31 protein-coding genes are annotated in these 25,737 nt (G+C 43.6%); 7 read left to right on the forward strand and 24 right to left on the reverse strand.

Translation table 11 applies throughout. The features are described 5' to 3' along the window. Nucleotides 1-103: 103 nt before the first annotated feature. On the reverse strand, nt 104-1,138 hold the full coding sequence (locus L3V77_RS20965; protein WP_275138173.1) for a phage major capsid protein, P2 family: 1,035 nt from the start codon (nt 1,136-1,138) through the stop codon (nt 104-106). Nucleotides 1,139-1,180: 42 nt separating this feature from the next. Further along, entirely contained in the window at nt 1,181-2,014 is an 834-nt protein-coding gene (locus L3V77_RS20970; RefSeq protein WP_275138174.1) for a GPO family capsid scaffolding protein, read from the reverse strand. A gap of 135 nt (nt 2,015-2,149) precedes the next feature. Here L3V77_RS20970 and L3V77_RS20975 point away from each other — a divergent pair, with 135 nt between their 5' ends. The 3 genes from L3V77_RS20975 to L3V77_RS20985 all read left to right on the forward strand — a co-directional run bounded on the left by L3V77_RS20975 (nt 2,150) and on the right by L3V77_RS20985 (nt 6,125). Further along, complete coding sequence (locus L3V77_RS20975; RefSeq protein ID WP_275138175.1) at nt 2,150-3,907, forward strand: terminase family protein; 1,758 nt, start codon at nt 2,150-2,152, stop codon at nt 3,905-3,907. Nucleotides 3,908-3,917: 10 nt separating this feature from the next. Continuing rightward, on the forward strand, nt 3,918-4,886 hold the full coding sequence (locus L3V77_RS20980) for a phage portal protein (protein WP_275138176.1): 969 nt from the start codon (nt 3,918-3,920) through the stop codon (nt 4,884-4,886). Between the two features lie 249 nt (nt 4,887-5,135). Next, complete coding sequence (locus L3V77_RS20985) at nt 5,136-6,125, forward strand: zinc-dependent alcohol dehydrogenase family protein (RefSeq protein ID WP_275138177.1); 990 nt, start codon at nt 5,136-5,138, stop codon at nt 6,123-6,125. A gap of 191 nt (nt 6,126-6,316) precedes the next feature. Here the strand turns inward: L3V77_RS20985 and L3V77_RS20990 are convergent, their stop codons facing one another. From L3V77_RS20990 to L3V77_RS21085, 20 genes are all read right to left on the reverse strand, one after another. Next, on the reverse strand, nt 6,317-6,850 hold the full coding sequence (locus tag L3V77_RS20990; RefSeq protein WP_275138178.1) for a hypothetical protein: 534 nt from the start codon (nt 6,848-6,850) through the stop codon (nt 6,317-6,319). Beyond that, complete coding sequence (locus L3V77_RS20995) at nt 6,840-7,376, reverse strand: lysozyme (protein ID WP_275138179.1); 537 nt, start codon at nt 7,374-7,376, stop codon at nt 6,840-6,842. Before L3V77_RS20995 ends, L3V77_RS20990 begins: the two co-directional genes overlap by 11 nt. Nucleotide 7,377: 1 nt before the next feature. Beyond that, nucleotides 7,378-7,563: a hypothetical protein gene (locus tag L3V77_RS21000; RefSeq protein ID WP_275138180.1), complete on the reverse strand. Its 186-nt coding sequence runs from the start codon at nt 7,561-7,563 to the stop codon at nt 7,378-7,380. A gap of 124 nt (nt 7,564-7,687) precedes the next feature. Then, nucleotides 7,688-8,566, reverse strand: a complete 879-nt coding sequence (locus L3V77_RS21005; protein ID WP_275138181.1) for a hypothetical protein — start codon at nt 8,564-8,566, stop codon at nt 7,688-7,690. Further along, nucleotides 8,566-9,663, reverse strand: a complete 1,098-nt coding sequence (locus tag L3V77_RS21010) for a phage tail protein (RefSeq protein WP_275138182.1) — start codon at nt 9,661-9,663, stop codon at nt 8,566-8,568. The genes L3V77_RS21005 and L3V77_RS21010 overlap by 1 nt, the downstream gene beginning before the upstream one ends. Beyond that, complete coding sequence (locus L3V77_RS21015; RefSeq protein ID WP_275138183.1) at nt 9,660-10,139, reverse strand: hypothetical protein; 480 nt, start codon at nt 10,137-10,139, stop codon at nt 9,660-9,662. Before L3V77_RS21015 ends, L3V77_RS21010 begins: the two co-directional genes overlap by 4 nt. Then, entirely contained in the window at nt 10,121-11,164 is a 1,044-nt protein-coding gene (locus L3V77_RS21020; protein WP_275138184.1) for a baseplate J/gp47 family protein, read from the reverse strand. Before L3V77_RS21020 ends, L3V77_RS21015 begins: the two co-directional genes overlap by 19 nt. After that, complete coding sequence (locus tag L3V77_RS21025) at nt 11,161-11,547, reverse strand: phage GP46 family protein (RefSeq protein ID WP_275138185.1); 387 nt, start codon at nt 11,545-11,547, stop codon at nt 11,161-11,163. Before L3V77_RS21025 ends, L3V77_RS21020 begins: the two co-directional genes overlap by 4 nt. Continuing rightward, nucleotides 11,544-12,119, reverse strand: coding sequence for a phage baseplate assembly protein (locus L3V77_RS21030; protein WP_275138186.1), 576 nt, complete (start codon nt 12,117-12,119; stop codon nt 11,544-11,546). The genes L3V77_RS21025 and L3V77_RS21030 overlap by 4 nt, the downstream gene beginning before the upstream one ends. Next, a complete protein-coding gene (locus L3V77_RS21035) occupies nt 12,112-13,050 on the reverse strand; it encodes a phage tail protein (protein ID WP_275138187.1) in 939 nt (312 codons plus the stop codon). The genes L3V77_RS21030 and L3V77_RS21035 overlap by 8 nt, the downstream gene beginning before the upstream one ends. After that, on the reverse strand, nt 13,050-14,237 hold the full coding sequence (locus tag L3V77_RS21040) for a DNA circularization N-terminal domain-containing protein (protein WP_275138188.1): 1,188 nt from the start codon (nt 14,235-14,237) through the stop codon (nt 13,050-13,052). The genes L3V77_RS21035 and L3V77_RS21040 overlap by 1 nt, the downstream gene beginning before the upstream one ends. A gap of 285 nt (nt 14,238-14,522) precedes the next feature. Then, entirely contained in the window at nt 14,523-14,744 is a 222-nt protein-coding gene (locus tag L3V77_RS21045) for a hypothetical protein (protein ID WP_275138189.1), read from the reverse strand. 35 nt (nt 14,745-14,779) lie between these two features. Then, the gene (locus tag L3V77_RS21050) at nt 14,780-15,022 is read right to left on the reverse strand and encodes an ogr/Delta-like zinc finger family protein (protein WP_275138190.1); all 243 of its coding nucleotides are present in this window, start codon (nt 15,020-15,022) and stop codon (nt 14,780-14,782) included. Between the two features lie 12 nt (nt 15,023-15,034). Continuing rightward, entirely contained in the window at nt 15,035-17,923 is a 2,889-nt protein-coding gene (locus tag L3V77_RS21055) for a replication endonuclease (protein WP_275138191.1), read from the reverse strand. A 13-nt stretch (nt 17,924-17,936) separates the two neighbouring features. Beyond that, on the reverse strand, nt 17,937-18,389 hold the full coding sequence (locus L3V77_RS21060) for a hypothetical protein (RefSeq protein WP_275138192.1): 453 nt from the start codon (nt 18,387-18,389) through the stop codon (nt 17,937-17,939). Then, on the reverse strand, nt 18,386-18,613 hold the full coding sequence (locus L3V77_RS21065) for a hypothetical protein (protein WP_275138193.1): 228 nt from the start codon (nt 18,611-18,613) through the stop codon (nt 18,386-18,388). Before L3V77_RS21065 ends, L3V77_RS21060 begins: the two co-directional genes overlap by 4 nt. Then, on the reverse strand, nt 18,610-19,197 hold the full coding sequence (locus L3V77_RS21070; protein WP_275138194.1) for a hypothetical protein: 588 nt from the start codon (nt 19,195-19,197) through the stop codon (nt 18,610-18,612). Before L3V77_RS21070 ends, L3V77_RS21065 begins: the two co-directional genes overlap by 4 nt. A gap of 91 nt (nt 19,198-19,288) precedes the next feature. Further along, on the reverse strand, nt 19,289-19,606 hold the full coding sequence (locus tag L3V77_RS21075) for a hypothetical protein (RefSeq protein ID WP_275138195.1): 318 nt from the start codon (nt 19,604-19,606) through the stop codon (nt 19,289-19,291). Nucleotides 19,607-19,616: 10 nt separating this feature from the next. Continuing rightward, nucleotides 19,617-20,159 carry a phage regulatory CII family protein gene (locus tag L3V77_RS21080; RefSeq protein WP_275138196.1) on the reverse strand — a complete coding sequence of 181 codons (543 nt, stop codon included), beginning with the start codon at nt 20,157-20,159 and terminating at the stop codon, nt 19,617-19,619. A gap of 124 nt (nt 20,160-20,283) precedes the next feature. After that, entirely contained in the window at nt 20,284-20,496 is a 213-nt protein-coding gene (locus tag L3V77_RS21085; protein ID WP_275138197.1) for a hypothetical protein, read from the reverse strand. 142 nt (nt 20,497-20,638) lie between these two features. Here L3V77_RS21085 and L3V77_RS21090 point away from each other — a divergent pair, with 142 nt between their 5' ends. From L3V77_RS21090 to L3V77_RS21105, 4 genes are all read left to right on the forward strand, one after another. Continuing rightward, nucleotides 20,639-21,274 (forward strand): helix-turn-helix domain-containing protein, encoded by a 636-nt coding sequence (locus L3V77_RS21090; RefSeq protein ID WP_275138198.1) that lies wholly within the window; start codon nt 20,639-20,641, stop codon nt 21,272-21,274. A 311-nt stretch (nt 21,275-21,585) separates the two neighbouring features. Then, nucleotides 21,586-22,047: a hypothetical protein gene (locus L3V77_RS21095; RefSeq protein WP_275138199.1), complete on the forward strand. Its 462-nt coding sequence runs from the start codon at nt 21,586-21,588 to the stop codon at nt 22,045-22,047. A 2-nt stretch (nt 22,048-22,049) separates the two neighbouring features. Then, the gene (locus tag L3V77_RS21100) at nt 22,050-22,757 is read left to right on the forward strand and encodes a hypothetical protein (RefSeq protein ID WP_275138200.1); all 708 of its coding nucleotides are present in this window, start codon (nt 22,050-22,052) and stop codon (nt 22,755-22,757) included. Between the two features lie 100 nt (nt 22,758-22,857). Beyond that, a complete protein-coding gene (locus L3V77_RS21105) occupies nt 22,858-23,853 on the forward strand; it encodes a hypothetical protein (protein ID WP_275138201.1) in 996 nt (331 codons plus the stop codon). Nucleotides 23,854-24,221: 368 nt separating this feature from the next. Here L3V77_RS21105 and L3V77_RS21110 read toward each other — a convergent pair whose 3' ends face one another. Both L3V77_RS21110 and L3V77_RS21115 read right to left on the reverse strand, forming a co-directional pair. Then, complete coding sequence (locus L3V77_RS21110) at nt 24,222-24,920, reverse strand: hypothetical protein (protein WP_275138202.1); 699 nt, start codon at nt 24,918-24,920, stop codon at nt 24,222-24,224. Nucleotides 24,921-25,052: 132 nt separating this feature from the next. Next, nucleotides 25,053-25,706 (reverse strand): hypothetical protein, encoded by a 654-nt coding sequence (locus L3V77_RS21115; protein WP_275138203.1) that lies wholly within the window; start codon nt 25,704-25,706, stop codon nt 25,053-25,055. Nucleotides 25,707-25,737: the final 31 nt, after the last annotated feature.

Consider the following 25,737-nt stretch of genomic DNA (forward strand, 5'->3'; position numbering starts at 1 on the left):
ATAATCTGGAGAACGCAGGCAACACACGCAAATAACAGTGAAAACCGAGGCTTTGCTGAGAATGCGATAGTGCCTGCATTGGGGGGGTGTTAATGGCGTGTGGTTATACCCACGCACCTTCAATCCAAAGCTTGACGTTTTTAAACTCGATGGCTGCCGCTTTACCCAGCTCTTCAAGAACGTAAGCGATGTTCATTGACTCGAAGTTTTCAATCTGGTCTTTTTCTTCATTTTTCTTACCAGCAGAGCGACGAACCGACCCTTCTTGGATGTAGATAGACAAGTTATCGTAGCTAGTCACCATAAGACCAGTTGATGGGAAGCCCGGTACTTTTACCGCAGGTAGGCCACCATAAGTACCAATGACCTGCAGCTCTTGGATCTTGCCTTTTTCGCTTGGCGTGTTGCCATGTGCTTCGTAGAATTTGGCTTTGTCATAAGCCAATAGGTCTGAGCCGATGATAGCGATTAAGTTTGCATCGTTTTCACATGCATCGTGTAATAGGTTCTTGGTTTCCAATACCGCAAGATCTAAGTTGATGAAATCACCCGCTTCACCAATTCGAATCTCGTTCTCAACTTTACCTCGAGTAATGAGTCGGTCAGCATTGTCAGCACGCATCGCTTGGTACCAGCCTTTGTTGACGTCTTCACCATTCGGATTGGCTTGTGCATCTGTATTGGTTGCCACACTTTCGCCATACCAGCCAATGGTAATTTTATTGGCGTCAATTTGTTCACGTGTATGGGATGAAATGATGCTACTGAATCGCTTGTCATGTGCCCACGCATCCAGTTTGGCGTAGCGTATGGCCGTATCGAAGTTAGTCTGTTCACACATGTACGGCATTGTGCCCATGCTTGAATGGTCTTTCGGCGTACGTTTACCCGCTCCAGAGGTATCAGTACGACTGGCAATCATACCTGTGACACCAAGGCCAATCGATTCACCTTTCTGGTTCTTCACTGAAATGACGTTTATCATTTTAAGAAACCAGTTTTTCTCACGCATCTGAGCAATGATTTTCTGCGTCCCGTTGGGGGTTACATTAAATTTTTCTGTCGCATCATCCACGTCGTTTTGTGCCGCGACTTGTTTAACGTAAGCATTAAGCTTTACTTGGGTATTCTTTTGCATGTGTCTACCTTTAAAAATCGGTTATTGCCTTAACGAAAAGACTTACAAATAAGCGTCGTCTTCGCCGCCTTGACCCGCGAGCTGGCGAGCATCTTCGTCGGTGATTTTGCTTAGCTTTTCGGTCAAGTCGGTCATTTGAGTAGAAAGCAGGTCAACCTTGCCAGTAAGCTCGGTTACTTGCGTGTTTTCATCGCCTTTAGGCTCATCACCTTTTGGCTCGGAAGCGTCTTCTTTATCTTGCTTCGATAATTGTGTGATGAGCACACCAAGGTTGCTGTTCAGCTCTTTGTTTTGTTCAACGCTTTGCTTGAGTAGTTCTTCTGTTTCTTTACTCATGTCTTCTGATTCCTCTTGTTGAGAAAGCTGCTCTATGGATTTTTCACCTTTGAGCCAGCTTTTAAATTTGTTGAACATCGAGGTTTCATCCTCGGTACTCTGTAAAGAGAACTGTTCAGGTTTGATGGGGAAGTTTGTATTTACATAAATCTTGTCTTCATCTTTGCCAGAAAGGTGAATTTGCGTTGTTCCTAACGAGGCAGGTTTGTCCGTCAGCGCTAAACCTGTGAGGTAGGCTTTTTCCGTATCTGAGAACTTCTCAATGTATTCGCATGAGGTATGCAGTAGTTGCCCTTGTTCAACGGCTCGAAGTAGCATTGAGTTTGGTTTAATTACGGCAAATAGCTTGTCTTCTCTCTTTTCTAGCGATTGCACCGAGCCAAACTTATAGCTCCAATCGTAATGCTCTTCATTGATTCGAGCGGTGTAAATATCGGTGCTATACGTTTCTGCAATCTCGTCAATGAGTTTTTGCTCTATAACACGTCCATCTACCGTGGTGCCTGCCTGTAAAATACAAATGGGCTCTGATTGAAACATACCGTTTTCTCTTCTAAATCTGATGATGCCAATTTAGCGAATACCCTTACCTTTTTGTATTCATACTGATTCTAGAAGTTGGATATAGAAACGGTGCAAGCTGAGTAATTTCAACGCCTGTAGCACTATGCCGTTATGAATACGAATGTTGTCACACCATCAAACGAGCCAATGTATACCGCCGCCCAAACGCAGGCGTTTAATCTCTATTTACGTCAACACAAAATCGCCGAAGTAGCGAAGAATGTGAACGTCTCTCCCAGAACGATTCAAAAATGGATTGCTAAGTTTGGTTGGAAAGAGATGCGGGACGATGCGCCTGTTGAGCTGATGTTGCGCCAACGTATTGCTTATCTAATGTGGGTTGATCACAAGCACGAGGCTCAGCTCAAAGAGTTGGAGTTGCTGCTTGAACAAAAGCGCAAGCGAGATGATGCGGATAACAGGCGGAATGCGGCAAGTTATCGCAATGGTGACAACAAGCGAGGCAGAAAACCGAATAAAGTAAAAAATGATGTTTCGCACATCACCAAAGAAATGTTGGACGAATACCGCGAAAAACTTTTCTTCCCATACCAGAAAGAGATTCATGACCATAAATTAAATGATGAGATCAACGAAACTCGTTTTTATCTTAAATCACGGCAAATCGGTCTTACTTTCTATTTCGCCTTTGAAGCATTCGAGGACGCGGTGCTCAATGGTGATAATCAAGTATTTATCTCAGCATCTAAAAAACAGGCGTATATATTCAAAAACTACATCCGTAAGTTTGCACTTGAGATAGGTGACATAGACCTAAAGGGTAAAGACGACCTTACACTCAGCAATGGTGCTAGCTTGGGCTTTATGTCGACCAACGCAGCAACCTCTCAGGGCTTTAACGGCCATATGTATTGGGATGAAGTATTTTGGATACCTCGCTTTGCAGAATTAGATGATTACGCGGGCGGTATGTCCATCCAATCGAAGTACCGAACGACCTATATTTCGACACCATCAACGATAGCGCACGAAGCGTATCCCAAATGGCGGGGCAAAAAAGAGCTAAAAATCGACCTTAGCCATGAGTCCTTAAAAAATGGGCAACTGGGTGCGGACTTTATATTTCGTCAAATGATCACCGTGGATGATGCAATTGCTAAAGGGGCAACCTTCTTTAGTATGGATAAACTCAAGCGAAAATATCCGGTTAAAGAGGTGTTTAATAACCTACTACGATGCTTATTTTTGGATGACTCCGCGTCTATATTCTCGCTCAAATCACTACTGGCTTGTAAAACAGATATCGACAACTGGACAGACGTTGACCATAACAAAGCTCGTCCTGTCAGTGATGCCGAAGTGTTGGTTGGTTATGACCCAAGAGGCGGCGGTCAAGGTGAAGGCTCTGATGATGCGGGTCTGGTTGTTTCACTTAAACCGAAACGTAAAGGCGGCGTATTTCGCTTTATTGAGCGGGTTCGGCTGAAAGGGTCAAGCTACGAAGACCAGGCGCAAGCTATCAAAGGCATCACCGAAAAATACAATGTGGTCTACATGGCCATGGACGTCAGTGGCGTAGGCTCGGCGGTTGCCGAATTAGTACGTAAGTTTTATCCGGGCCTTGAAGAGCTAGATTACTCACCAGAAATGAAGCGAATGATGGTCTATAAGGCGCGCGAAATCATTAACGATGGTCGATTGCAGTTTGATGGCGAGTGGGATGATCTGGTGCACTCGTTCTTGATGATACGCCAGCAAACCACCAAAGCCAGTAACCAGATAACCTTTATTTCTAACCGAAGCAAGATAGGCTCTCACGCTGACCTTGCTTGGGCTTCGATGCACGTGATGCGTTGGGAGCCGATTGATATTCATAATGAAGACGATACGACCGTAGCGTTTTTCTAAGAGAGGCAAAGTGATCGATCTTGAATTTTCCAACCCTGTGAGTGTGATGAATAGCGACATTCTCAGTTATCTTGAAGTGGCGCTCATTGACGGTTTATATGAGCCACCGATAGCATTGGATACCTTGGCGAAGGCGTTGCGCGTAAACCCCATGCATTCCAGCGCCATCGAGTTTAAGCGAAATACATTGGCCTATGCGGTATCGGTTAATGAGATTTTGTCTCGTCGTGATCTAAAACGTTTTATCCAGGACTACCTTACCTTTGGTAATGGCTACTTTCAGGTGGTGCGCAACCTTCTTGGCCATGTTGTACAAATTAAACACCTTCCTGCGTTGTATATGCGTAGGCGTGAGGATTTGGGTTACAGTTACAAGCCAAGAGCGTATGACGATGACGGGCGAATTAATTTTAAACGTGATCAAGTTTTTCATCTGGCTGAATATGATATTGCTCAAGAGATTTATGGTATGCCGCAGCATGTGAGTGGGCTTACCTCGATTTGGCTAAATGATGATGCGACCTTGTTTCGTCGCCAATATTATCGGAATGGCTCTCATGCGGGTTACTTATTGTATATGAACGAGCCAAAAATGACGGAAGATACCGAGAAGGATATTCGCAATAAACTTACCGCAAAAGAAGGTATGGCGTTCAAGAACCTGTTTGTGAATAGCAGAGGTAAAGACTCAAAAGCACCTGAGCTGAAACCGATTGGACAGGTTGAAGCTAAAGACGCGTTTAAAGATGTAATGAACCAAACCACCAATGATGTGCTTTCCCTTCACCGCGTTCCACTAGAGTTAATGAGCGTAAGGCGTGAAGGCATTACGGCTAGCCTTGATTTAAGCAAAGTCGACCGTATCTTCCATAAGAATGAATTGTTGCCGCTGATTGATTCGCTTTGTGAATTGAATGAATTTGTGGGGCTGGATGTTATTGGGGCAAATGAGTATGAGGGGTTGGAGTCAGTAACTTAGTTGGGTTAAGAACGAGCTGGTTAGGCTAAAATCAGCTTTAGCTCGTTTCTAAGAAGCTTTTGGACAGAACCTTCTTAGCGGATCTACTGAACAAACTCACTTGTGGACATTTCTTTGTTAACCAGTCTATGAAATACTCGTGCTCGAATTTAGTTTATACAGTCAAAGATTCTTCTTTGACTGTAAACGAGTGGCTAGGTCACCTTATCAACAGCAACACTTTTCATAAAATTTTTAAGTAATCTATACATGACAAATATTGAGCGAAATATACGAGTTAACCAAATTTGCTTTGGACATCCCCAAAGCTCACTGAAACTAGAAAATGTTCCATTAGGTACTCTTATTGAAGGTTTAGTTCGAGTTCGAATCGAAGCAACCAACATTAATCCTAGTGATTTATTATCTATTCGTGGTATCGGTCAATATAGACATAACCACCGAACACCTAGGGTTCCAGGGTTTGAAGCCGTTGGAACAGTGGTTGAGTCTAATCAAACGGAATTTATATCTGGTCAACGAGTTGTCGTGGCAACAAGTGGAACGTGGCAGAAGTATATTGATGTATTACCCGAGAATCTTTTCCACATTCCCCTGACATTGGAAAGTGGTTATGCATGTCAGCTATATATTAATGCGTTGACAGCTTGGGTTCTTACTACGGAAATTGCCCAACTGACAAGAAAAGACGTAGTTATTATCAATGCTGGTAGCTCTGCAATAGGCAAGATCTTCGCTCAATTATCCGCATCACTAGGATTTACTCTGGTTGTTGTAACCTCTAAACCAGAAGGCTACCCCTACTCTGTCGCCCACGTGTTAGATGCAAGAGATGACTTATTGTCCCAAATTCAAAAGATTGGCGTACCCAAACCAAACTTGGCTTTTGATGCTATTGGCGGTAAAGCGGGAACTGAGCTCGTTAAAACAGTCTGTAAGCAGGGACGTTATATCAACTATGGCACCCTCTCTCTCGAGTTTTATGAACCTATATTTTTCGAGTGCATTAAACGTCAGAGTATTGATTTTAGTACATTTTTCTTACGGTTCTGGGAGGATTCGGTCGGAAGAGATATTCGTCAAGGTAAGTTTAAGGTGATGTTAGACCATTTCATTGAGAACCAAGTACAGCTAGATGTGGATCGCTATGTTCCCTTAGATAGCGTTCTATCAGCGATTGAACATATTGAATCTGAGTCAAAATCTTTAAACGGAAAGATCATTTTGACTGTCGAGTAAGCCAAAATGTGATGGTTTGAGACTGTTTGTCCTGAACCATTCGTAACCATAATAGTTAATTGAGAAATAGCTCATTGAAGTATCGTACTCAAACTGGCTAGCCATGAATCACAACTTTCCTAGCAAGCTTCGGGGCAGAAATGTGCTTGCTAAAGCCTAGCACACTTCTAAATCATAGAGGGGTAAGGTTCTTATTCTGTGGGATAACCCGGTAACTGAGCTTTAATCCATGTTTGCAAGGATTGGAGCTTTTTCGCATTTTCCCCACATGTTTTCAGATTGTTTACATCTTCCGCTAAGACTTCGACGTCTTGTTGGTAGGGTGTTGAGCTTCGAGTGGTTTGGGCGGAGTCATTAGGAACGGTGGCGGGTTGGAAAATACCGATTGTTCTATTATGCGCTCGCACTGCGTCGGCGCGGATGCGCAGCCAGTGAGCGTCAGTAGCAACACACTGCTTGTCATTATTGGCTTGAGCATATTTGATCACCTCTTTTTCAATGGTTCGGTATTGAATATTTACAATGGGCTCTTGGTTGGCGAGCTCGACGGCCAATACATAAGCCTCGTCTTGTTTCTGCTCTAACTTATCCAGTAGCTTATTTTGTGCGACTTGATTGGCGCGCTCGTTACTGGTTGCGCCGTAGTCGTAAGAGAAATACGAAGTAAGCGCAAGCAAAAGTATGGCGCCCAACGCTTTGGCTAAAGTAAGGTATTTAGTAACCATTCAAGCAGACCTCGCGTTCTGTCTGGCGCCTTTTCACAATACCGGCGCAATTGCTTTTATTTACCCTGCAATTTTTGCCGTTTACGTACACCCACCGTAAGTACTCATTGCAGGCTTGTTTGTTTTGCCCTGCGTTAAATTTTTTAAGCAGTGTTGAACGTTTGAAGTTGCCCGCGCCCAGGTTAAACACAAAACTCACCATCATATCGAATTCGCCTTGACTGGCTTGCTTAGTGATGGCCTTTGTCACCACTTTTTCAGCGATGGCCACATCTTGAATGAAATAGTCGGCCGCTTGTTCTAGGGTGACTTTCGCGTTCTTTTTTATCCCTTCGGTATGGCCGAGACCTGCCGTCCATTTATCGGCGGAGCATTGATAAGCGGCGAGTCGACACCCCTCTTGATTAGCAACATGAGCTAACCCTTGTTCACTGGTTTTTAGAACGGTTGATTGACCAAACACAATGGCCAGAACGGCCATGACAGAGCATACCGTACTGGAGATGACCTTTTGTTTCATGCCCATGCTATTTGTCCTCAATGTTCTGGATTTGTAAGCTATCTAATTTAGTTCTGACCCAATAATGACGCATGGCCATTAAGCCCGATACGATAGCCACAATGCAGGCAATAAGTTGGGCAATGTCATTAACTGACATAGAGCCCAAAGTGGCCGTAATACTGGTGATTAGGCTTGGTTTACCGATGTTCATTAGCGCTCTCAATGGTTGGTTTTCTTTAGTGTATCGCGCGTGATGAGTGACGGATATTTAGGCTAGTTCTAGATGGTAGATGTAGAAAACCCAGTACGGTACTGGGTTTGAATAGAGGGCGTACTTAGCTGATTGGTTTCGTTGGCCATGGGTTTTCGTCGTGGATTTTTTGCCATGCGGCGAGTGCTTGTACTTCCAACATTTTTGCGCCTGCTTCATCACCTTGTAGCCGTTTGATGTTGGCTTCTGAGATTAAAGGATCGCACATTTGGCTATACAAACTTCGGCGGGTGCTATCCACCTCGTCATAGTCATCAATGTATTGCTCGCTTAGATTGGTTACCCATATACCGTCTGTCCATTCATCAAATTGAGTGGCAGGTTCATCCAGTGTCCAACCTTGCGGAATGTCCCCCAATTCGGTGACTTCTTTTGATTGTGTGCAATCGGTCTGATCAAAAATGGTTTTCTCACGATGATCGATGATTTGTATCCACTCATTGTCCACCAATCGAACAGCAAAACCTTGCTCGGTCTTCGGTGGTGCGTCAAAAGAGTGATTATCAGGTAGGTCAAAATTGAAATCAGAGACAACAAATTCATTGCCTTCTGCATCATAGAACGTCTTACCAATTTCAATATCGTATATCTTCCACGCGCCGTCTTTATGGAGCACGGTTTCATTGCTCGTATCGAATTCGGGCGGCGCTTCTTTGATAGCCCCCTCTGGGTAATCGCCATCCGGAACACCAATCACAAAGCCTTGTCCGACTTCGTTCCAGAACGCTTTTAGTGCTTGGTTTTCTATTTCATCCCAACTGTCGGTTTGTTTATCGTATCGACCAATCATGCCTTGCTCTGAAGGCGTGTATACATTAACGGTAAAACCCTCACCTAGCGCCGTTCCTTTGGCGACATGCTCTGAGGTGTTTTCTATCCACCATCCTTCTTCTGAAAGGCGGGAAACGCTAACGGTTTGAGATGTTGAAAAAAATGTCGTCATTAGGCCATCCTTACAATCCAGTTTACTTTTCTGTGATTTATTGTGTTTTTAGCGGCGCCGAAAAGAGCAATCGCGAGTGTATGTGCATGAGAGCCGATTGATACTGAATGATAGTGGTTGCCCGCTGCCCCCGTTGCAATCGCCGCTCTAGCCGTTTGTATATATTTTGAACCTGCAATGTAGTTTGCATTGCTCGTGTTTACGTTTGTATCTCGACCATTCGCAATTTGTGCGTGCGTGTGATTTCCGGTTGTATTCGTATTTTTACTGCCTAGATTTGTTGAACTGGAACTAGATCCCGGGTGACCATGCTCTTTCACTTGTCCTTCTTCAAATACACCTATCGTTTCATTATCTTCTTTACCAATGACGCCGCAGCCTCGCATATCAGGAATTACGCCATCAGGCCACACTTTGGATAGTTCGGTATAAAGCGAGATATCAAAGGCTTGATTCTTCATAATGGCGAACCCTTCTGGCGCCGTATCGGTAAACCACGGGATAGCAGCACCTACTGGGAATATCTTCGCCGCCATTTTTAACCACAAATTGGTGACGAGTTTGTCGATGATATGGGAGATATCTAACGCGTGAACCAGCTTTTTGATGGTCAAAAAGGATCGGTCATTGGTGCCTTGCTCAACATCGTCATTACTGGCTATCTTGGCAATGCCGGCTATTTCCTCTGTCGCGTAGGGCGTGCCGAGTAACTCAATCGTTATATTATCAATGCTTGAGGCCGCAAGGTTTAGCTCACACGCTTCGGTGACCACCGTGTCTTTACGTTTAAAGGTGATGACCGCGCCATCTCGGCTATCCACGGCGAACAGGGTGCCATCTTCTAGCCAATAACCGAGCTCTTTACCATCAAACTCTTCATCACCATCCCAGACGGTTTCAAAGTGCAATTGACCTAGGCCAATAATGGCCCCTCGGGTAATGGGTTTACGCAGTATTTCATTTTGCAGTGTGGTTTGGTCTTGAGTCGGCGTATAACCCTCACTGCCAATACTGATATGGGTGATTTTATAGCTAACCCCCATTTCACCTGCCTGGATGGAAGCTTGAATGCCTGCATCGGTAATGATTAAGCTCATTGTGTTACCTCGTATTGATGCAAATTTCGAATATGTCTGGCATTGGCGATTTGATGGTAATGCGCCATTTCTGAGTTATAAATCCATGTGATTTCTGTATGCGGTAGCCGCTTTTGTTCAAAGGCCGTCCATGCTTGCCGCGCGTTATTACGGGCACCGTCTTTCAGCGAGACATAAATCAAGTTTGGCGTGTGTGCCGAGTCATAAACCTGACCACTTTCTTTGCCTGCCTTGCTAAACAGCAAGGCTTGATAATCGCTAATTTTCCAGCCGAACAGACGCGCCTCAAAATTGGTTAACAGTGACAGTTCGATATCGTCATGCGTGGCTTTAAAATCGATTGCCATCCCTTCTATCGTATTAGTGAGCGCTTGATTATCGGCTTCTTGCCAATAGTCGCCTCTGGGCAACAATAACCGAATAGCATCGGCAAAATCGGCGGCGCTGTAGTCAATGATTACGTCGGTGGTGTCCACGATACGGCTCCTAGTACATGAATTTGGTTGCGCTCGATGGCGGTCTCTTCTGTCGGCGCTTTGACGATAAAGTTATTGGTCACAGCTGAGATGGCGAGAACGATTTGGGTTGGGGTAATGGACTCGGGCTTTTCGCTGATGGGGTCAATACTTCCCATTTTGTTTTTAACCATTCCCTCAAGTGCAAGAACGACATCATCACGCACGGCCTGATCTTCAATACCTTGAATTTCGATATCCAGCATCCTTTGCTCAGGCAACAATGCGCTAGGATGGCAACCTGCAAGGCGGTTTGCTTCAAAGATGGCTTGTACTAAAGTGACGATTTCACTACTTAACGTAGGGTCATTTTGTCGTGTGCCGATATAAACCTCGACCATGCCACGCTCTGGGGTGTTATCCAGCGCCCAGGCATAATCCACATCGGAGTGCGCCGACACCGCCCAGGCTTGATAATCTTCCGCCTTACCTACCAACTCATTTTTCTCAAATGCGACAATCACACGCGCTCGCCAATGCTCCAACGCTTCAATGTCTGCGCCGCCTTCAATGCCAAGGCTTTGCACATTATTGGGGCTGACGCCACTTAACCCCTCAAACAGGGTTAGCGTATTACCTGCAGGTAAATTGCTGTCTACACCAGAGACCAATGCCATTACTTCAACGGGTGTGTCGCTGTATTGCTCATTGGTTGTCTCATAGTCATGACTGTTGTAGGTCAAGCGTGTGCTTTTGGGAATAACGACCACGCCGCCAAGCTGTTCAAATTTAACTAAACCTTGTGCAAAGGTTGGCAGTAAACGAGGCACGTCGTGCCTGTTGGCGTGCAGATATAGCCAAGGCTCTGAGCAGGTTTCTGGGTGAAGCTCTCGAAACAGCTGGTCTTGATAGCCATATTGGCCATAACTCACGCCTGCGATGGCACTGGCAATCGCATCAATGGCGGGATTGTTTTGGCCTGTTTTGGCCATCAACGTGGATTTTGCTCGGTCGATGAGCTCTTGCAAGCTGCGTTGTGTGCTCATAGTGGTACCTCAAATTTTGTTCCATCGACTAAGGTGATGGTTACGTTACGGCCCATCTGGTTCGGCCCATCTTCCCAGACCGATACGACGACGGCGCTGGCGTGTCCATCAGTGATTAACCAACTGAGCGCATCGTCATAAAAGCGCTTTGCCAGGCTTAGGGTTTGTTCGGTGATTTTTTCGCGCCTTAGTGTCCAATCGCGAGAGCCCACCATTGAAAGCAGTTCATCACTCCAATGACCTCCGCGTTCGTTCCTTTCCATCCGCGCGCGGTCATTTTGAGTCGACTCACCATGGTTATGAATGCTTTGCTGTATGGCGTGAGTCATGCCTTCGCTCGAGGTGATGGGCGCGGTGAGGGCATTCAAGGAAAAGTAACTCATGATTTATTGGGTCCTTGGCTGACTTTGGTGGCGTTGTCGTCGTCATAATTGTGGTCGTGCGTCTCAACGGTGACCCCGCCAAAGTTGCCAGAGGCGCCGCCGACACTGCCCTCGACATCAAGATTTCCGCCTATCGCCACGTTGCCAGAGAAGGTGGATTCTGGTGAGGTGACGTTTACTTTTGGCGCGGTAACACTGGTTTCACCTGCAGAGATAACCTCGAGCTTTGCCATAGAATTAATCTTGATACCTTGCGCGGTAAAATGAACCAGATTGCCTTTGTCATCGAGCATGGCAACTTCACCAGGCTCAAGTTCTATTTGATGGCGTTCATCTTCCACGTTGACGGTGAATCCTCTTGCGGTGACGCCACCAATAAACAAGTTATAGGTTTTGGCGCCAACCAGAGGACGACTCATAAAGCCATAATTATGCACGCGTTTGATGCGATCATTGGTGCGCCCAGTGGCGGTTTTGATTTGCAGAATACCGGTTGAAGCACCAGTGACCATGCCCGTTCCTGTGACGTTTTTGATTCTGGCCATTAATCGTTGTTGCGCTTCTTTACGCATAGCTTTGCTCCTTGAACGGCCTGAATAATTCAACGGAAGTACTCGCTGAGCTTTCCGATACCGATAATGCTAACGTTTTGATGACGAGCATTTCATTGAAGTTTTGTTTCTCGTCGATGACCCTGATGACTCGGTTTAAACCATCTATGGCGAGCACTTGGAATATGTCGGCGATACTGGCCGATGTGGTTAGGCTTTCGGCTATAGATAAATTGCGCTCATAAGTGGCGCGAGATAAACACGCCGCTTCGCTTTGAAGTTGGTCGCAAATAATGACCATGGTTCGCGCGCTATTAATGGTCGGGGACGTAATGACGGCGCTGGCGTCATCCCATGCGCCCTGTACTTCGGTGCGATAAAACTGCTTATTAAAGGTGCGTGTAATATTAAGTGATTCAAGGTTATTGCCCACGTCTAGACCAATGCCTTGAATCGTCGCATGGGCGGTATTTTCAATGGTTAATACCCCATTGCGCTCGATGAGCATATAACCTTGCTCACGAATGAGTTGCGCGATGTTCTCGACTGGCGACTCGGCGTTGATCTGAAACTCAGGAATGACCGGCATCGATGCCACTAAACTTTTGACGCCCAAACCAAAGGGTTTAGCCAACGAGCGCAGCAACTTCTCGACGTTCTGATCATAGAGTGCATCCATCGTGATTCGGGAATCAATCATATTGGCGCTGCTCGAACGGCCAGTAATGGTCACCTCATGAGAGCTTGACTCGGTTGACGCGTCTACCTGATCTATCTGGCCTGTTAGGATGGGCATGTTATCGAGACGGAACTCAACGGGCAGAGGGCGATCTATGTTCATCGGTGGAATTCGACAGCTGAACGTATGCGCAAGCTGCTCTACCGAGTAGTTTAAGTCGGCTTGATAAAAAGGAACCTCAGCACCGTTAATCAACAAAGCGAGTTTTTTCATCAGACGTCTCTCACTGACAGTTCACCACGCATGAAGAGTGGGTGTTGCAGGGCATTGATAGCAGTGATGACTTTCTCGTCCGTTCGCTCATCATGCGCGACAACCAGCGCGGGCTTTGCCCTTGGTGCTTGGACGACACGATGAGAAATGCAGCCCGCAACGACTTTGTCATACTGTGCCTGGACACTGTTTTTTAGTACCACCAGTGCGTCGTAAAGTTCGATGCTTTCTAATGTCGAGACATGAGTCACTTGGGTCACGCGGTCGTCGATGTTTTCTATCAACGTCACTACGTCACTTTGCATAATGGTCGTTTGCTTACTCCCTTGAGTGACATCAAAACTATCTGATGCCTCTAACTCGGTGACATCCTTACTCATTTTTATCGCACCCGTCACCACCTGAACGTTGTGGTGCGTTGTTGGGGCATTGTCTTTCACTAGCCCCAGCATTAATGCGCTAGCGCAGCGTGAATTATCTACAGCCTCACTGACAGATGTTGGCTCCGCTTGCACACCATCGGCAACGGCATTGATGGCCGTAGTCAATAATACCGCCACGTTACTTGGTGCTCCGCTTAAACTACTGACGAAGGAGAACGCCTGGTTAATAGCGTTATTGATGTCTTGCAACGTGTCGTCCGCTAGGTTAAGTCTATTGGTGATATCAACCAGGACATTCAATGTGTCTATGATGTTGTCTTGAGTTTGATTGATCTCTGATACGGTCATATTAGTGATGGATTCACTAAAGGAAGCACTCGATAGACTGTCGACAATAGCCGATTGCTCTCTCACCCTGACATCGGTTGAAGTGGTAATGGTAGGAGACACACCAGATCGAACAAATGCCAGGGAAAGGGAGACTAATCCTCGTTTCGTGTTGATGCTTTGCGAGACGGTTTCAAACGTCAATGACAACTCGCCAAGCCACGGATGCTCTAGCTCACCAACGGGCGAGGCGTCTAAGCTTTCGATAAAGGCGTTGGCCTCTGCTAACGAACTGGTGCCAACAAACACCACCTCTAAGTTGATGGTTCGGGACTTGCTGCCCATTACTTTGATATGAGGCAAATCAGCATAAGGTATTTCACTGACGTGCAGGCGTTTTCCGCCATCAATGGAGGTCGAGACGATATTGAGGGTGTGCCCATTCCATCGACCGCGCTTGTATTGTCGTTCCCACATCAGTTGGTTATCTCCCAGTCATTCAGAAAATAGCGCAATAGGCAGGGATGAGAAATATAGGCGCTAAAAACGAGCGCTCAGGCGTTGCTCGGGCTCACCCTCCCCTCCGCGCTACAATTCAACACGGCAATTTTGCGAAATTTAACACGCACATTTTGTTGGTAGGGTTATTTGACCACAGCCCTTATGGGAATTGAACTCAGGGCTATTCTAGGTAGGCATTTTAGAGATCGTCCAAGATCGCGTTTGTTCGTATTTAGTGTTTTTCGCGATCCTTGTATTATTTTACAGTCGATAAGCCTCTCGCATTATCGCATCCATGCGGTTAAGTTTACGTACAGCCAGTGAAATTCGCTTGCTTGAAACCTCAGTTTTCAAGGATGCCAGTTCGTAAGAGTACCCGGATTCAAAAACCAACCTCGCAGCCACTTTGGTTTTCTCTGGCATTTCTCTGCTGGGTAGAATTTCAAATAAAGCATCAAGACGCTTTTTGGGGATTAGATTCATTTTTATTATTTCCCGAAGTCTAGACTTCCTATTTATTAAATTAGTGAATCAAAAATATCCATCTGGTCCACATCACCCTTACACAAATCAGGCTGAAGCTCTGGGTCTGGTTTTGTCCCTGTCGATTCGATAATCCTATGAACGGTGGTTAAGGTGGTAAACGCTTTACCACAATTTAAGTTCAAGCACTGGCAATAGGCTTCGCGCGTGTCTTTGCTCATTGCCCGTGATGTAGCGATTCGGGCTTTGCTCTCGCAGATTGGGCAGGTAATTAGCATGGTTGTTTACTCCTAGAACCAGCTTAAGTCTGGTTGTATGTAATCTTCATCGTTATCAGTGAGCAAAATTGGTTCATCTGGTTCGTCATCACCTAGCCAACTCAGGTCTAAAGGCACGTCATTTCGGTATGCCAGGTTGTCTGGGCGGACGTGGCCATCCCCAAGATGCAGTTTTATGCTCTTGTTCTTCTCTAAAATTAACCATTTGCCCTTCAACAGCTCCGTTCTGAAACTATCATCGAGCTCGTACTCGATAGAAAGCCGCCGTATTTCATGTTCAATTAAGGGATCTAAAGGTCTATTTACCTGATGGGTATCCTGTAGCGGTAACGGTGTAAATTGCTTCCGCGTACAGTTATTGACAGAACTCCGAGAGGCGGCAAGGCCGCCCGTTTTAGTCGCTTCGCTCCCAAGAGCAACACCGTCAACCTGATCACCACTTATTTGGGCTTTGGCTTTACCCTTAACCCGCCAATCTTTTGGATTGGCCGTTGGCTTCTCAATGTCGTAAACCACGTCACCTTTAGGTACAGGCTTGTTCTGAATAACCCATATTCTTAAACGTGTTTTAGTAAACTCCCCACACGCTTTAAAACCGTCTATTTTTTTAACGGTTTCGCCATGGGGAGAAGCAAAGGGAAGCTCTTTGTATACATTGGTAATAAGCAGCTCGTCACGTGTTACAAACGGGCCACCTTGGCCCATGATGTAACCTTGCCAATCGCCTGTGTCGGCGGCTTGCATTGTCGCAATTACATTGCCTTCTTCGCTTTCAATACTCGGTTGGTAGTGCTCGCCTAACATGACAAAAAGCCGCTTGGCATTAAACAGCTTTCTGTTCGTTAGTAACGTATCGGGTATCGGTGGGCCAACGAATTTACGCTTATATCGTTTAGGTATTTCTTTATAGATTTCTAGCATTTCTGCTCGGCTTAACGTGGTGAGGTAATCCATGAAACTGGCTTTATCTAAATTGGCATAACGGCGCAGCTCTCTATAGGTGGTGACAGGTGCACCACCAAAGAATTGAAACTGACGAATGTCCCATCGGCTTTTCCACGCTGACACATTCTTCGCCATGCTTTTGATTGATTCTCCCGTTTCGTCGGACACTTCATCATCCATCGCATAGCCATCAATATTCTTTGATATGTATTTGGCGATATAACCGGTAGCCGAACCTTGTTCTGGGTCGATAAATCCCACATCACAACGGGCTTTATAATTGATATTTAGTGTCGTGACTTGGCTGCTTATCGGCTGTTGATGTTTAACCGATTCTGGCAGTTCTACTTCTGGCCGTAGGTTTGCCAATTCGCAAGGGAAGTCCTTTTTGTATAGCTTTCTAGGTATCTTGAAAGCATTCGTTACTTCTTTACTTTCAACAGGAAAACTAGGTTGATAGGGAAAATAAAGCGCCGCTTTTGGGAAAAGCTCTAATGCGTCTTCTTCAACGGCGTAGCGAATGAAGATGTTCGTTACCTCTAGCGCCTGTTGTGGTTTTACCCATATCAGTAAATGCCAATGCGGTGTGCCATCATGGTGAGGCTCGGCCACACGAACACCAAACCAGCGTAACCCTTCTCGGTCTAATTTAGCTCGAATTCGTGACCAAACTTTGTTGAGGTAGGTTTGTGTCTCTTTTGGGTTGGCGCCGTTCCACTTCGCCACAAAACCACCTTTCTTGTAGCTATTGTGGTATTTGCCCGGAGCGGTCAGAGTTAAGAACAAACCTTGAAGACCTAGCATTTCGCCAATATCTTCACAACCACGGCAACGGACCATTAATTCATGACGAAGTATTGCGGGGTTAGAAATGCTTTTTAGTACCATGTCTTTCAGTGTTATTTCTTCTTCTGTTTCTTCATCAAACAAGGTGCCGTTTTTGATGAATTCCCAGTTTTTCGCTTTTTGTTCTTTATGTTCACGTAGGCAATCCCAAGAACAGTAAGCCGAGGCCTTTTTAGATACTTGGCCCATTGCTATGGCTAAATGCTCTCGCATCAATTTACGGCCACGAACTAAACGCCCATACCACCATTTTTCGCTACGCATGCGCGATATATCTTGAAGCGCGGAAAGTTCGGTCTGTTTCTTTTTGTATTTTCTAGGGGCAACGACGCCAAAACGTTCCGTAAATTCAGCTAACTGCTCATACCCATCCAATGCCGCCTTTTCTAATTCTTTATCGGTTTCAGCTTCATAATCTGCTGATATGTGTTGATGATACTTAACCACGATACTGGCAATTTTAAACGCCATGTCTCGGATTTCACCACGTTCTAGTTCGGCGAGAATTCGGCTCTTTATCGGTTTTCTGTTTTTTGTTGCTTGTTCGAAATCGAACTTCATTTGCTCGTTTTCATTAGGCTGTTCGCTTTGATAAGTGTCGGAATATTCCTCACTTAGCAAAGCAACCTTTTGGGTTGTGGGTAGCTTTTTGTATCGGCGTAACACCATACGAACACGATCACTCGCTGGCGACATTCTTTCACGTAAGAAGGTATTGGCTTTGCTTGCACCGTCTTTGCGAAAGATATCGATATAGCGATTGGCAAAGTACTTAACTAGATAGATGGGAAGCCCTGCAAAAAACTGCTTACGCCATTCGTGATCAAGGGGGTTTAGTTCATAAAGCTTGTGTTCAATAATGGAAAGATTTTCTGGTGTTCTCTCTGGGTTCGGTCTTGCTGCCAGTACCATATCATCGGCTAAACAAGTTGGTTTGAAATCTCCAGCAGCCCATTCCAGTGCAAGCTGTTGCGCTCGTTCTTGCTCCCACTCCATAAATTCAAGGCTATCGGTATCAATGTTTTGGTACCACGAAATAAGACGCTGAGCACTAGTTTGAACTTTAGTGTCTGAGCGCCTGTTTTTCTTGTTAGCGTAGGTAGGTAGCATAAGCGTGTATCTACTATCCTTTACAACGAATGCGGTACTTCAAAACGTACTGAACATAGCTATAATTCAATTCCATTTTTTCAGCTATTTGATATGGGCGTAGACCCGCATCGTCTAACTGCCTACAAAGCTCTACGTCATGATTACTGACGATTGCTTGAGGATGAGTTTCTCCATGTTTTTGAAAGTAAATACCTAGCATTGTCGCCTTACTTTTCACGCTAATCTCAGTTCGAGATAATTTTTCAGCAATCTGCCTAGCGGTTAGTTTTTTAGCGTTACGACGTAAAAAAGTAACATCGGCTCCACTCCACGCTTTTTTGGTTACACCGACCAGTGTGAACGCCATTGAAATACCTCGTCTTGAGGCTTGTGACCTTAAGTAGTCTGGCGAAATGCCGTAAGAGGCGGCTATCTCTTTAACTGGTCGTGTACCTGCTTCTTTCAACGCTGCGGTTAAACTCATATCTCCTCCAGTTCCTGAGTTGTAACCACCATGTACCCGCTTTTTCCGTAACCTTTCGAGATCACGCCGTTGTGCAGTTCGGTACACTGAAAATTTGCGCAGGCTTGTTTGATGGCATCTTCCATCGAGGGGAAATCGCCAATAGGAACATTGGCAACTTCTTGGGTTTCTTCATGGCGGACGATGCCGCCTAATGGGCATAACTGAACGGCGGCAAACATCATGCGGCCACCTCATCGCTATCCGTTTCTTGTTTGTCTCGGGCTTCGGCGATCAGGTCTATTAACTGGTCTTCTATAGCAAGTAATTCTGAAATCGCGTTTCCTTCTTGCCATTCATCACGTTCCCCAAGGCAGGCAGTAATGCTAAGTAGGTCTTCATAACTTGCGGGTGCTAAATAGTTAGCGTTCGCTGCACATACTCGAACGCTGATATTGTGGAGAATAGGGCTGTAGTTAACAGTTATATGAATAATATCTTTATTCGATACCGCTAGGTCCATGATGGTATCAATTGCTTCTCTTTCTTGGCGGTTTCTAGTCTGTTCATCAATTTCTACCACCGCTTTCAAAACATCTTCGGCAACACAGTTTCCAAGCTGTGCTACTGGCTTACCAATGAGCTCACTAAGCGCAAAGGCAATTTTTCGCTGCTTCGACAATGTAGAGTCGTGAACTTGAAGCGCTTTGTCTAAAATTTGGGTTGCCTTTTGTAGGCAACTTTTGGCGTCTTCTTTTGCTTCATTAGCTAAAGTTAATTCAGTTTTAGGTGGCGTTGGTTTAGTTGGTATATGTCGTTTATTCATCATCTGCTCCTACACAAATTCAGGATAATAAAAATCGTCCTCTTTCAAGGGCGTGGCCATCGAGGCCATATCAGTTGGTTAAGGTTTTACTCAGTTAAGACCAACGCTGGCCAATTTGCTCAGCTTGGCTTTGTAGTTTCTTAAGTTGTTGCTTTATGAGCAGCTGCTCGGCTACGTCTTCGGTTTCTTTGCCTTTGGTTTGCAGTTGCTTGCCTTCCTCTCGAAGGGGTTTTAGCTGCTTTTCTTTTAGCTGTTTGCGTACGTTGGCAAGGTTGGCTAACCCTTGTTCTTTTTGCGCTTGGTTTAATGAATAACAAGGCAAGTCAGGGCAGGGCATGTGCGCGGGGTTAGTGGGCTCATGCATGACAGGTTCGCGACCTGGGAATAAAGGAATAACGTTGGCTACTGACATAAGTAAACTCCTAAGCAAGTCCGGGAATGGGTGAACCGTTAACTAGAAAGTCGGCACCCAACTGCACAAGTGGTTGAAGGCCTGTGGTGCGACCTTCTAGATCAGAGATAAGCAAAACCAGATTTCCCAACGCCAATTGCGCCTTGGCTAAGGTTTTGCGCTTGCGGCTTCTGGGTAAACGGTCGGCATTGCACATTTCTAATGCGTCGCTAGATAACTCTCCGGTATAAACTGATTGGTTTAAGAACCGCTGTAGTAGGTTGATGTTGTCTTTATCTTCAGGAACGGGGACGGTGACCACGCCCATGTCGGCCATAAGGGTGTTTAGAATGGTGAAGTCGCCTGACTCTTTGCTTAGTAGCGCTAAGTCAACCGGGTCTAATTTATGCGGCTGTGAAGGGTTAAGCTTATTTCGCAACATGGTTCCACTTGTTACCCCAATTTGAGTGGCAAGTTTTTCCATATTGTTGTTTACCGCGAAGTCGCAACAAACGGCGTCGTAATCTCGCTGTTTGCGTTCACGTAAACTGCACATAGCGATATGCTGGTCCATAAACGACAATCCTAAAAGAAGATAAACGGGAAGATGGAATAAAGAAAAATGGACCAGCCAAGCAATTCATACACTAGGTGCCAGTTTTCTTTTTTCACAGAATTCAGGTAATGGTTCATAGCCGTTACCCCAAAAATTCGATGGTTTCACGGGCGGCAATTTCATGCATGGCGACCATGTTGATTAAAATTTTCTGACCGCGTTTTTCTTTCTTTTTAACAATGACTTTGCCGTCTCGAATGAGGTCATCGAGCGTGCTTTTTGGCAGGCCTGTTAGTTCCATGTATTTGTCGTGGGTAACAAATGGCGTAGGTGGGGCTACAGAATAAGAAAGCATAGTGGTATCCTTTAAAGTGACTCATATTTATTTGAGCATCTATAGTCTTGGTCGGCTTGATGCTCATCGACAAACACATATTAGATCGACAATTACCGATCTGTAAAGCGGTATTGAGCGATCTATATCAAAAATTATCGATATGGAACGGCAAAAAATAGTTGCGCCCAACTATATAAAGGGGCATGAGTTCACTGATGGTCTAAAAAAAGCGACTGGATGTTCGACTCTTATGGAGCTATCAGAAGTGTTGGATGTGCCTAAAGCGACATTTAGCGCTTGGAATCTGCATGAACGTACATCTCATGAATTGATCATCAGGCTTCATTTAGTTCTGGGGATTCCGATTGCAGAGCTCGCATTAGATGAAGAGGCTCAAAAAAAATTGGCAGCAGGCACTCCATATGCCAAACCAAGAGCGGTTGATATCATTTCCCAAACAGAAGGTTCCATTCCTCTAGCTAGATTTGGATTGGTCGAAGGCAAACTTGTAGAGAAGCCATTGCTTAATTTTGATAAAGCATTATTGGAAGAAATGGGTGTGCGAAGCCCAATGGCCGTCACTACTGAAAACTCTACTGTGATCATTGATAAAGAAACCGATCAGGCGGTAAGTGGTACTTATCTTGTCGATATGGATGGTTTGTTGTCATTGAATGATATTCAGAGGTTGCCGGGTAAGCAGTTGGCTATCTCTTTTGCTGGCTCGGTTCTTACGGTGGACGAGTTGAGTGTGAAGATTGTTGGTAAGGTTGTTTTGGATTTGAGGAAGGGGTGATGGGTGTCTTAGGTGTGGGTTAAGCACTTTCTGTTAGTACATTTATGTCCAAAAATGTGCTGGTGGGACAAATTGTCCCACTCTAGTCTAGATTCGGAACAGTTGGTATCTAGTACTCAGAATTTCTCCTTTCTTAGAGTGCTCAATTTACTGCTTTTCTATCACCCAAAATTAATTAAATTTAGCTAATAATTGGTTCTTGTTTATTAGGCTAAATTATTCTGTCTAATAAGTGTTTGGTATTTTTAAATAGTAGCTAATACAATAAGTTGTTAGAATATGCCCACTAGTTTTTCACACAGGTTTGTTTTATGAGTTTGGATGTTTCTTCTGAAATTTCAGCTGTCTCTGAAGCTTCGAGTACTGTCGCCCATTCTAGTGAATGGTATTCATTTGATCCCAGCGCACAGGCTATTTGGCTCGTTCCTTTGACTCTCGTGGCTGTTCAATTTCTTTTGAAATTATTTGTCGCAGAGGCACCATCCTTGCGCCAAGCTTGGAAAAGTTTTATTCATTCACCAACAGATGTTGGTTTCTTAGCATTATCATTTATTGCGACCATTATTATGGGGGAACCAAGCAGTGCAAATGGTCTATTAGCTACAATGTTTACTTTTGTTGGGTTAATTGTGGTTTCTATTGTAATGACTAAAGTATCACCTATTGGTTTCACGAGATCTAAAATGTTAACCGCATCGGCGCTTGTCATTGTAAATTACGTGTTGGTTTCTACTATGCTAATTATTAGTGTTTCAAAGTTGATTGGAGAATGAGAATGGAAGTATCAGATTTGGTTTTTTATATCACTCCAATTATATCATTAGTAATTGTTGCAGTTCTTTATTTCAATACAAGAATGGCAAGCATGGCAAAGAAGTACGAAGACTATAAACATGATGATTTTAGAAAGTCTATTGAAAAAGAGTTGTATTCATTACACAAAGAATTGAGTCTAAATAAAGATAGGTTTAATAGCATTAACCACTTGGTTAATGATGTTAAATATTCAGATGCTAAAAAGCATCATAAGAATGACGACAATGGCACAAAAGAGTTTTTACAAAATTTGGGGGTTACTAGCTTACCAGAAGTAGATCCTAAGAAAGTGTTTGTGTTAACTCCATTTAATGAAGAGTTCTCTAGCCAATATAACACCATCAAAGAGACGCTTAATAATCTTGGACTTAAGTGTGTTCGCGGGGATGACTCTACAGTATCTTCCAATATTCTTGCTCATATCATGGAAGAAATGTTATCCGCGAAAGTCGTTGTAGCAAATTTGTCTGGCAGAAATGCGAATGTTTTTTATGAGTTAGGTATAGCTCATGCTCTTGGAAAGCCTGTTTTGTTAATCTCAGAATCCATAGCAGATATACCGTTTGATATTCAACATCAGAGAATTCTTACTTTTAATAATGAAGAAGATTTAGCAAAAGATATAAACAAATGGTTTATAAGTACTTTGCTAAATAACAAAATCTAACAAATTGCTCAAACGGAAAAATAACAGTTGACCATCGCTTCACGATTATATCCAACCGTTCTTTTCCGCTTAGCAGGGAGTTAAGCTCCTTGGAGGAAACATGAAGAAAATTGCAAGAATTTGCTGGAGCAGCAATGGTTGGAAAACTCCATCGGGTCGTCTAGGAAAAAGTAGTAATAAAGACTCTTACGAGTACCAAAATGGATATGGTCATGAAGAGTGGTTGCTCGATACAACAAAATTAGTTGATGGCTATCATTACGGGTATATCCAAGCAATTGGTAAGCATAGAGATAAATACTTAGACCAAGTTTTCGATGTTTCTTTATACTCAATCAATAGCGACACAAAACAACGATGGTGGTTGGGAGAAATAAAGAACTTAGAAGTCGTTTCAGCCGAAGAGTCAAAACGAGTATATAAAAAATACAAGAAAAACGGCTGGTACAAAGAGATGGTCGCTCAGCTAAACTTAGTTGGGGCTAATATTGAAGAATTTAAAAAGTTCGTAACTGCTGATATTTTCTCTGTTGTTAGGTACAAACCGGAAGACCTGAATTTACTAGAGGAACCTCAAGAGTTCAGTGCGGACGACCCAGCAGTCACTTCTAACTATTACAATCTGAAGAATAAAAAGTTAGAACCGAATTTAGAAAGGCAAAATGGTTTTCAGTTCATTGCTGGTCATAGAGAGGGTAAAAGTAAAACAAAGCGTGCATATAGTGATTACACCAAAGAAGTTTCGTTGTTGCACAACCAACTTCAAACTGCGTTATATGAAGAGCTTTCTCAACTATATGGATATGCTAGTGTAGCAACAGAGCTTGGCTGTGGTTCTGGAAATCGGATAGATCTGGTTGTTAAAAAAGAGAAAAGCTATTCGTTATATGAAATTAAGACTTCGAATAGTGCAAAGAGTTGTATCCGTGAAGCTCTGGGGCAATTAATGGAATATGCATTTTATAACGATAATATTGATATTGATAAGCTTGTCATAGTCTCTCCTCATGAGTTAAAAAGCGCAGATACTGAATACCTAGAGCGTATAAAAAGCAAATTTTCTCTTCCTATGGAGTATATGTCGTATAGTCTTTAGACCCGAACTTACAAGAGCTTGAGGTTTCAGGATACTTTTTCTAATCGGATAGAAATTTTTTGCCAGTAGTCGTAAATCGTTTTTGTCCAGAAATTAGTTGGTTCAGCAGATCGGCTAAGAAGTTTCTGCCTCTTTGTGTGTTTCAAACGAACGGCAACTCAGTGCATAGAAGCATAATTTGACTTACTTTTAATAATGCCATTAACCTGAAAGCATGGTCAGGTAACCCATCTAATCAGATGGCTAAATTCAGTCTACCATTACATTCTGAATAGTCGTTAACGCCGCTTTAAGCTGTAAGTGAGCGTGTACCATGTTTTAGCGAAGCTAGTTGCGCACGAGTTTACAAATTAGCCTTGAAGGCTTTGTTAGTTTTTTATATCGTTGTCAGGAAAATAGATACTATTATTATATATAGATGTATTTTGAAAACTACACCCTCGAATAACACCAACATAAAACATAGTAATGTAGACTGAGCCAACCAGAATAGCTTTTAGAGTGTCAAATGAGAGTATGCTGGCATCCACTGAAAACGTAAACATTTGTACAACTAATGAAGCATTCCCATCAGAGCACACAGCGAGGTTTAAAATACTTGCTAGAAGGAAGGCAAAACTATTCTTTTCTAAGTTCAATAGATTTTTTATTTCTTGATTTTTTTCAGAAACGATCCCTAAGGCAACAGCATTATCATTCTTTATTGCATAAGTGCGCATCTGCGAAATAGAAACATAGTTTTTGGCATGCCACTGGCGTAAATCACTAGACTCGGTGTTTTGTAACCACTCAATAGTTGGCAACACGAGTACTACTATAGAAATAATACGCTTTAGACCACTAACAACAACCACCATAAACAAGCTATAAACACAAAGAAAAACTAAGAAACTGCCGACAGTGATATTGGACTTGATATGGCTAAAATTCAGCTCATAAATTGAAATTCCTTGGTCATAGAGTAAAACTCCATCCAAAAAGATGACAAACGTAGATAGAAACACAAAGTAGTTTAAACTATCTGCTCTATCCATAATTTGATTTACATAAGATAAAACTTTATCCACAGCTCTCTCCGAAAAACTAACACCGCATTAAGTCAACACGACCACCCAACCTAAACCTATACACAGTAAACCCAATCCTAAGTTGAAAATTCCAAGCGTTGGTAATCAATCTAAAATGCTTGTATATATTTGTTATGACAAAACTTCTTCTAAAAACGGATATTCATACATCCCTGTCGAATCAATTTTCTTCCTGATATTGTCATCGCCGTCGTCATGTTTTGCTAGACAAAGATAATAATTTTGACCTTCGTGGGACGCATAAACCAACCACTCACCAGTCATTTTTTGCTCGGCTCTTCGTCTAGCTAAGCTTCCCGAGACAACGTCATCAAAAATTGCTGATATATCGGTTTCTGTTATATATCTTACTTCGTCACTAGCTTCAGCGTCTCGCACTTGTTCATCTAAATATGGAATGCTGTAATTTTTCAACGCATTTTTGACGTTTTGTGCTAACTCAGGAATGTTGCCATCGGAATAATGTTTATGCCATAAATGTTTTAAAGGTTTGCGGTTAAATTGAGATGCAGGCTTAGTCTGAGTTTTAGAACCAACTCCTTCTAAATATTTGATTTCATCTAAAACTGCTGAAATATTTATTAAACCTTTTTCAAATGCAAAAAATACATCTAGCAAGAAAGAGACACTATACCTACCGCCTAAAACCTCATCAATATTGAAAATACGCTTGAACTGCATGATTTTTTCATACATATCAGGGTCTTTTTGTTTGAACGTTTCAATAATAGAAGTCTTTAAATCAACACCATTCATTTCTGTCATGTTTCTATTTATCTCCCAAACTCATAATAAT

This window comes from Vibrio sp. DW001, assembly GCF_029016285.1.
Classification (GTDB): Bacteria; Pseudomonadota; Gammaproteobacteria; order Enterobacterales; family Vibrionaceae; genus Vibrio.

Excerpts from the sequence above, each read along its gene's own strand:
- L3V77_RS21055 (WP_275138191.1), bottom strand. The coding sequence starts at position 17,923 with ATGCTACCTACCTACGCTAACAAGAAAAACAGGCGCTCAGACACTAAA.
- L3V77_RS20990 (WP_275138178.1), bottom strand. The coding sequence starts at position 6,850 with ATGGTTACTAAATACCTTACTTTAGCCAAAGCGTTGGGCGCCATACTT.
- L3V77_RS21030 (WP_275138186.1), bottom strand. The coding sequence starts at position 12,119 with ATGCGTAAAGAAGCGCAACAACGATTAATGGCCAGAATCAAAAACGTC.
- L3V77_RS21020 (WP_275138184.1), bottom strand. The coding sequence starts at position 11,164 with ATGAGCACACAACGCAGCTTGCAAGAGCTCATCGACCGAGCAAAATCC.
- L3V77_RS21065 (WP_275138193.1), bottom strand. The coding sequence starts at position 18,613 with ATGATGTTTGCCGCCGTTCAGTTATGCCCATTAGGCGGCATCGTCCGC.
- L3V77_RS21115 (WP_275138203.1), bottom strand. The coding sequence starts at position 25,706 with ATGACAGAAATGAATGGTGTTGATTTAAAGACTTCTATTATTGAAACG.
- L3V77_RS21075 (WP_275138195.1), bottom strand. The coding sequence starts at position 19,606 with ATGTCAGTAGCCAACGTTATTCCTTTATTCCCAGGTCGCGAACCTGTC.
- L3V77_RS21085 (WP_275138197.1), bottom strand. The coding sequence starts at position 20,496 with ATGCTTTCTTATTCTGTAGCCCCACCTACGCCATTTGTTACCCACGAC.
- L3V77_RS21095 (WP_275138199.1), top strand. The coding sequence starts at position 21,586 with ATGAGTTTGGATGTTTCTTCTGAAATTTCAGCTGTCTCTGAAGCTTCG.
- L3V77_RS21100 (WP_275138200.1), top strand. The coding sequence starts at position 22,050 with ATGGAAGTATCAGATTTGGTTTTTTATATCACTCCAATTATATCATTA.
- L3V77_RS21090 (WP_275138198.1), top strand. The coding sequence starts at position 20,639 with ATGGAACGGCAAAAAATAGTTGCGCCCAACTATATAAAGGGGCATGAG.
- L3V77_RS21040 (WP_275138188.1), bottom strand. The coding sequence starts at position 14,237 with ATGTGGGAACGACAATACAAGCGCGGTCGATGGAATGGGCACACCCTC.
- L3V77_RS21105 (WP_275138201.1), top strand. The coding sequence starts at position 22,858 with ATGAAGAAAATTGCAAGAATTTGCTGGAGCAGCAATGGTTGGAAAACT.
- L3V77_RS21005 (WP_275138181.1), bottom strand. The coding sequence starts at position 8,566 with ATGACGACATTTTTTTCAACATCTCAAACCGTTAGCGTTTCCCGCCTT.
- L3V77_RS20995 (WP_275138179.1), bottom strand. The coding sequence starts at position 7,376 with ATGGGCATGAAACAAAAGGTCATCTCCAGTACGGTATGCTCTGTCATG.
- L3V77_RS21050 (WP_275138190.1), bottom strand. The coding sequence starts at position 15,022 with ATGCTAATTACCTGCCCAATCTGCGAGAGCAAAGCCCGAATCGCTACA.
- L3V77_RS21080 (WP_275138196.1), bottom strand. The coding sequence starts at position 20,159 with ATGGACCAGCATATCGCTATGTGCAGTTTACGTGAACGCAAACAGCGA.
- L3V77_RS21025 (WP_275138185.1), bottom strand. The coding sequence starts at position 11,547 with ATGAGTTACTTTTCCTTGAATGCCCTCACCGCGCCCATCACCTCGAGC.
- L3V77_RS20965 (WP_275138173.1), bottom strand. The coding sequence starts at position 1,138 with ATGCAAAAGAATACCCAAGTAAAGCTTAATGCTTACGTTAAACAAGTC.
- L3V77_RS21000 (WP_275138180.1), bottom strand. The coding sequence starts at position 7,563 with ATGAACATCGGTAAACCAAGCCTAATCACCAGTATTACGGCCACTTTG.
- L3V77_RS21045 (WP_275138189.1), bottom strand. The coding sequence starts at position 14,744 with ATGAATCTAATCCCCAAAAAGCGTCTTGATGCTTTATTTGAAATTCTA.
- L3V77_RS20970 (WP_275138174.1), bottom strand. The coding sequence starts at position 2,014 with ATGTTTCAATCAGAGCCCATTTGTATTTTACAGGCAGGCACCACGGTA.
- L3V77_RS20985 (WP_275138177.1), top strand. The coding sequence starts at position 5,136 with ATGACAAATATTGAGCGAAATATACGAGTTAACCAAATTTGCTTTGGA.
- L3V77_RS21070 (WP_275138194.1), bottom strand. The coding sequence starts at position 19,197 with ATGATGAATAAACGACATATACCAACTAAACCAACGCCACCTAAAACT.
- L3V77_RS21035 (WP_275138187.1), bottom strand. The coding sequence starts at position 13,050 with ATGAAAAAACTCGCTTTGTTGATTAACGGTGCTGAGGTTCCTTTTTAT.
- L3V77_RS20975 (WP_275138175.1), top strand. The coding sequence starts at position 2,150 with ATGAATACGAATGTTGTCACACCATCAAACGAGCCAATGTATACCGCC.
- L3V77_RS21060 (WP_275138192.1), bottom strand. The coding sequence starts at position 18,389 with ATGAGTTTAACCGCAGCGTTGAAAGAAGCAGGTACACGACCAGTTAAA.
- L3V77_RS21010 (WP_275138182.1), bottom strand. The coding sequence starts at position 9,663 with ATGAGCTTAATCATTACCGATGCAGGCATTCAAGCTTCCATCCAGGCA.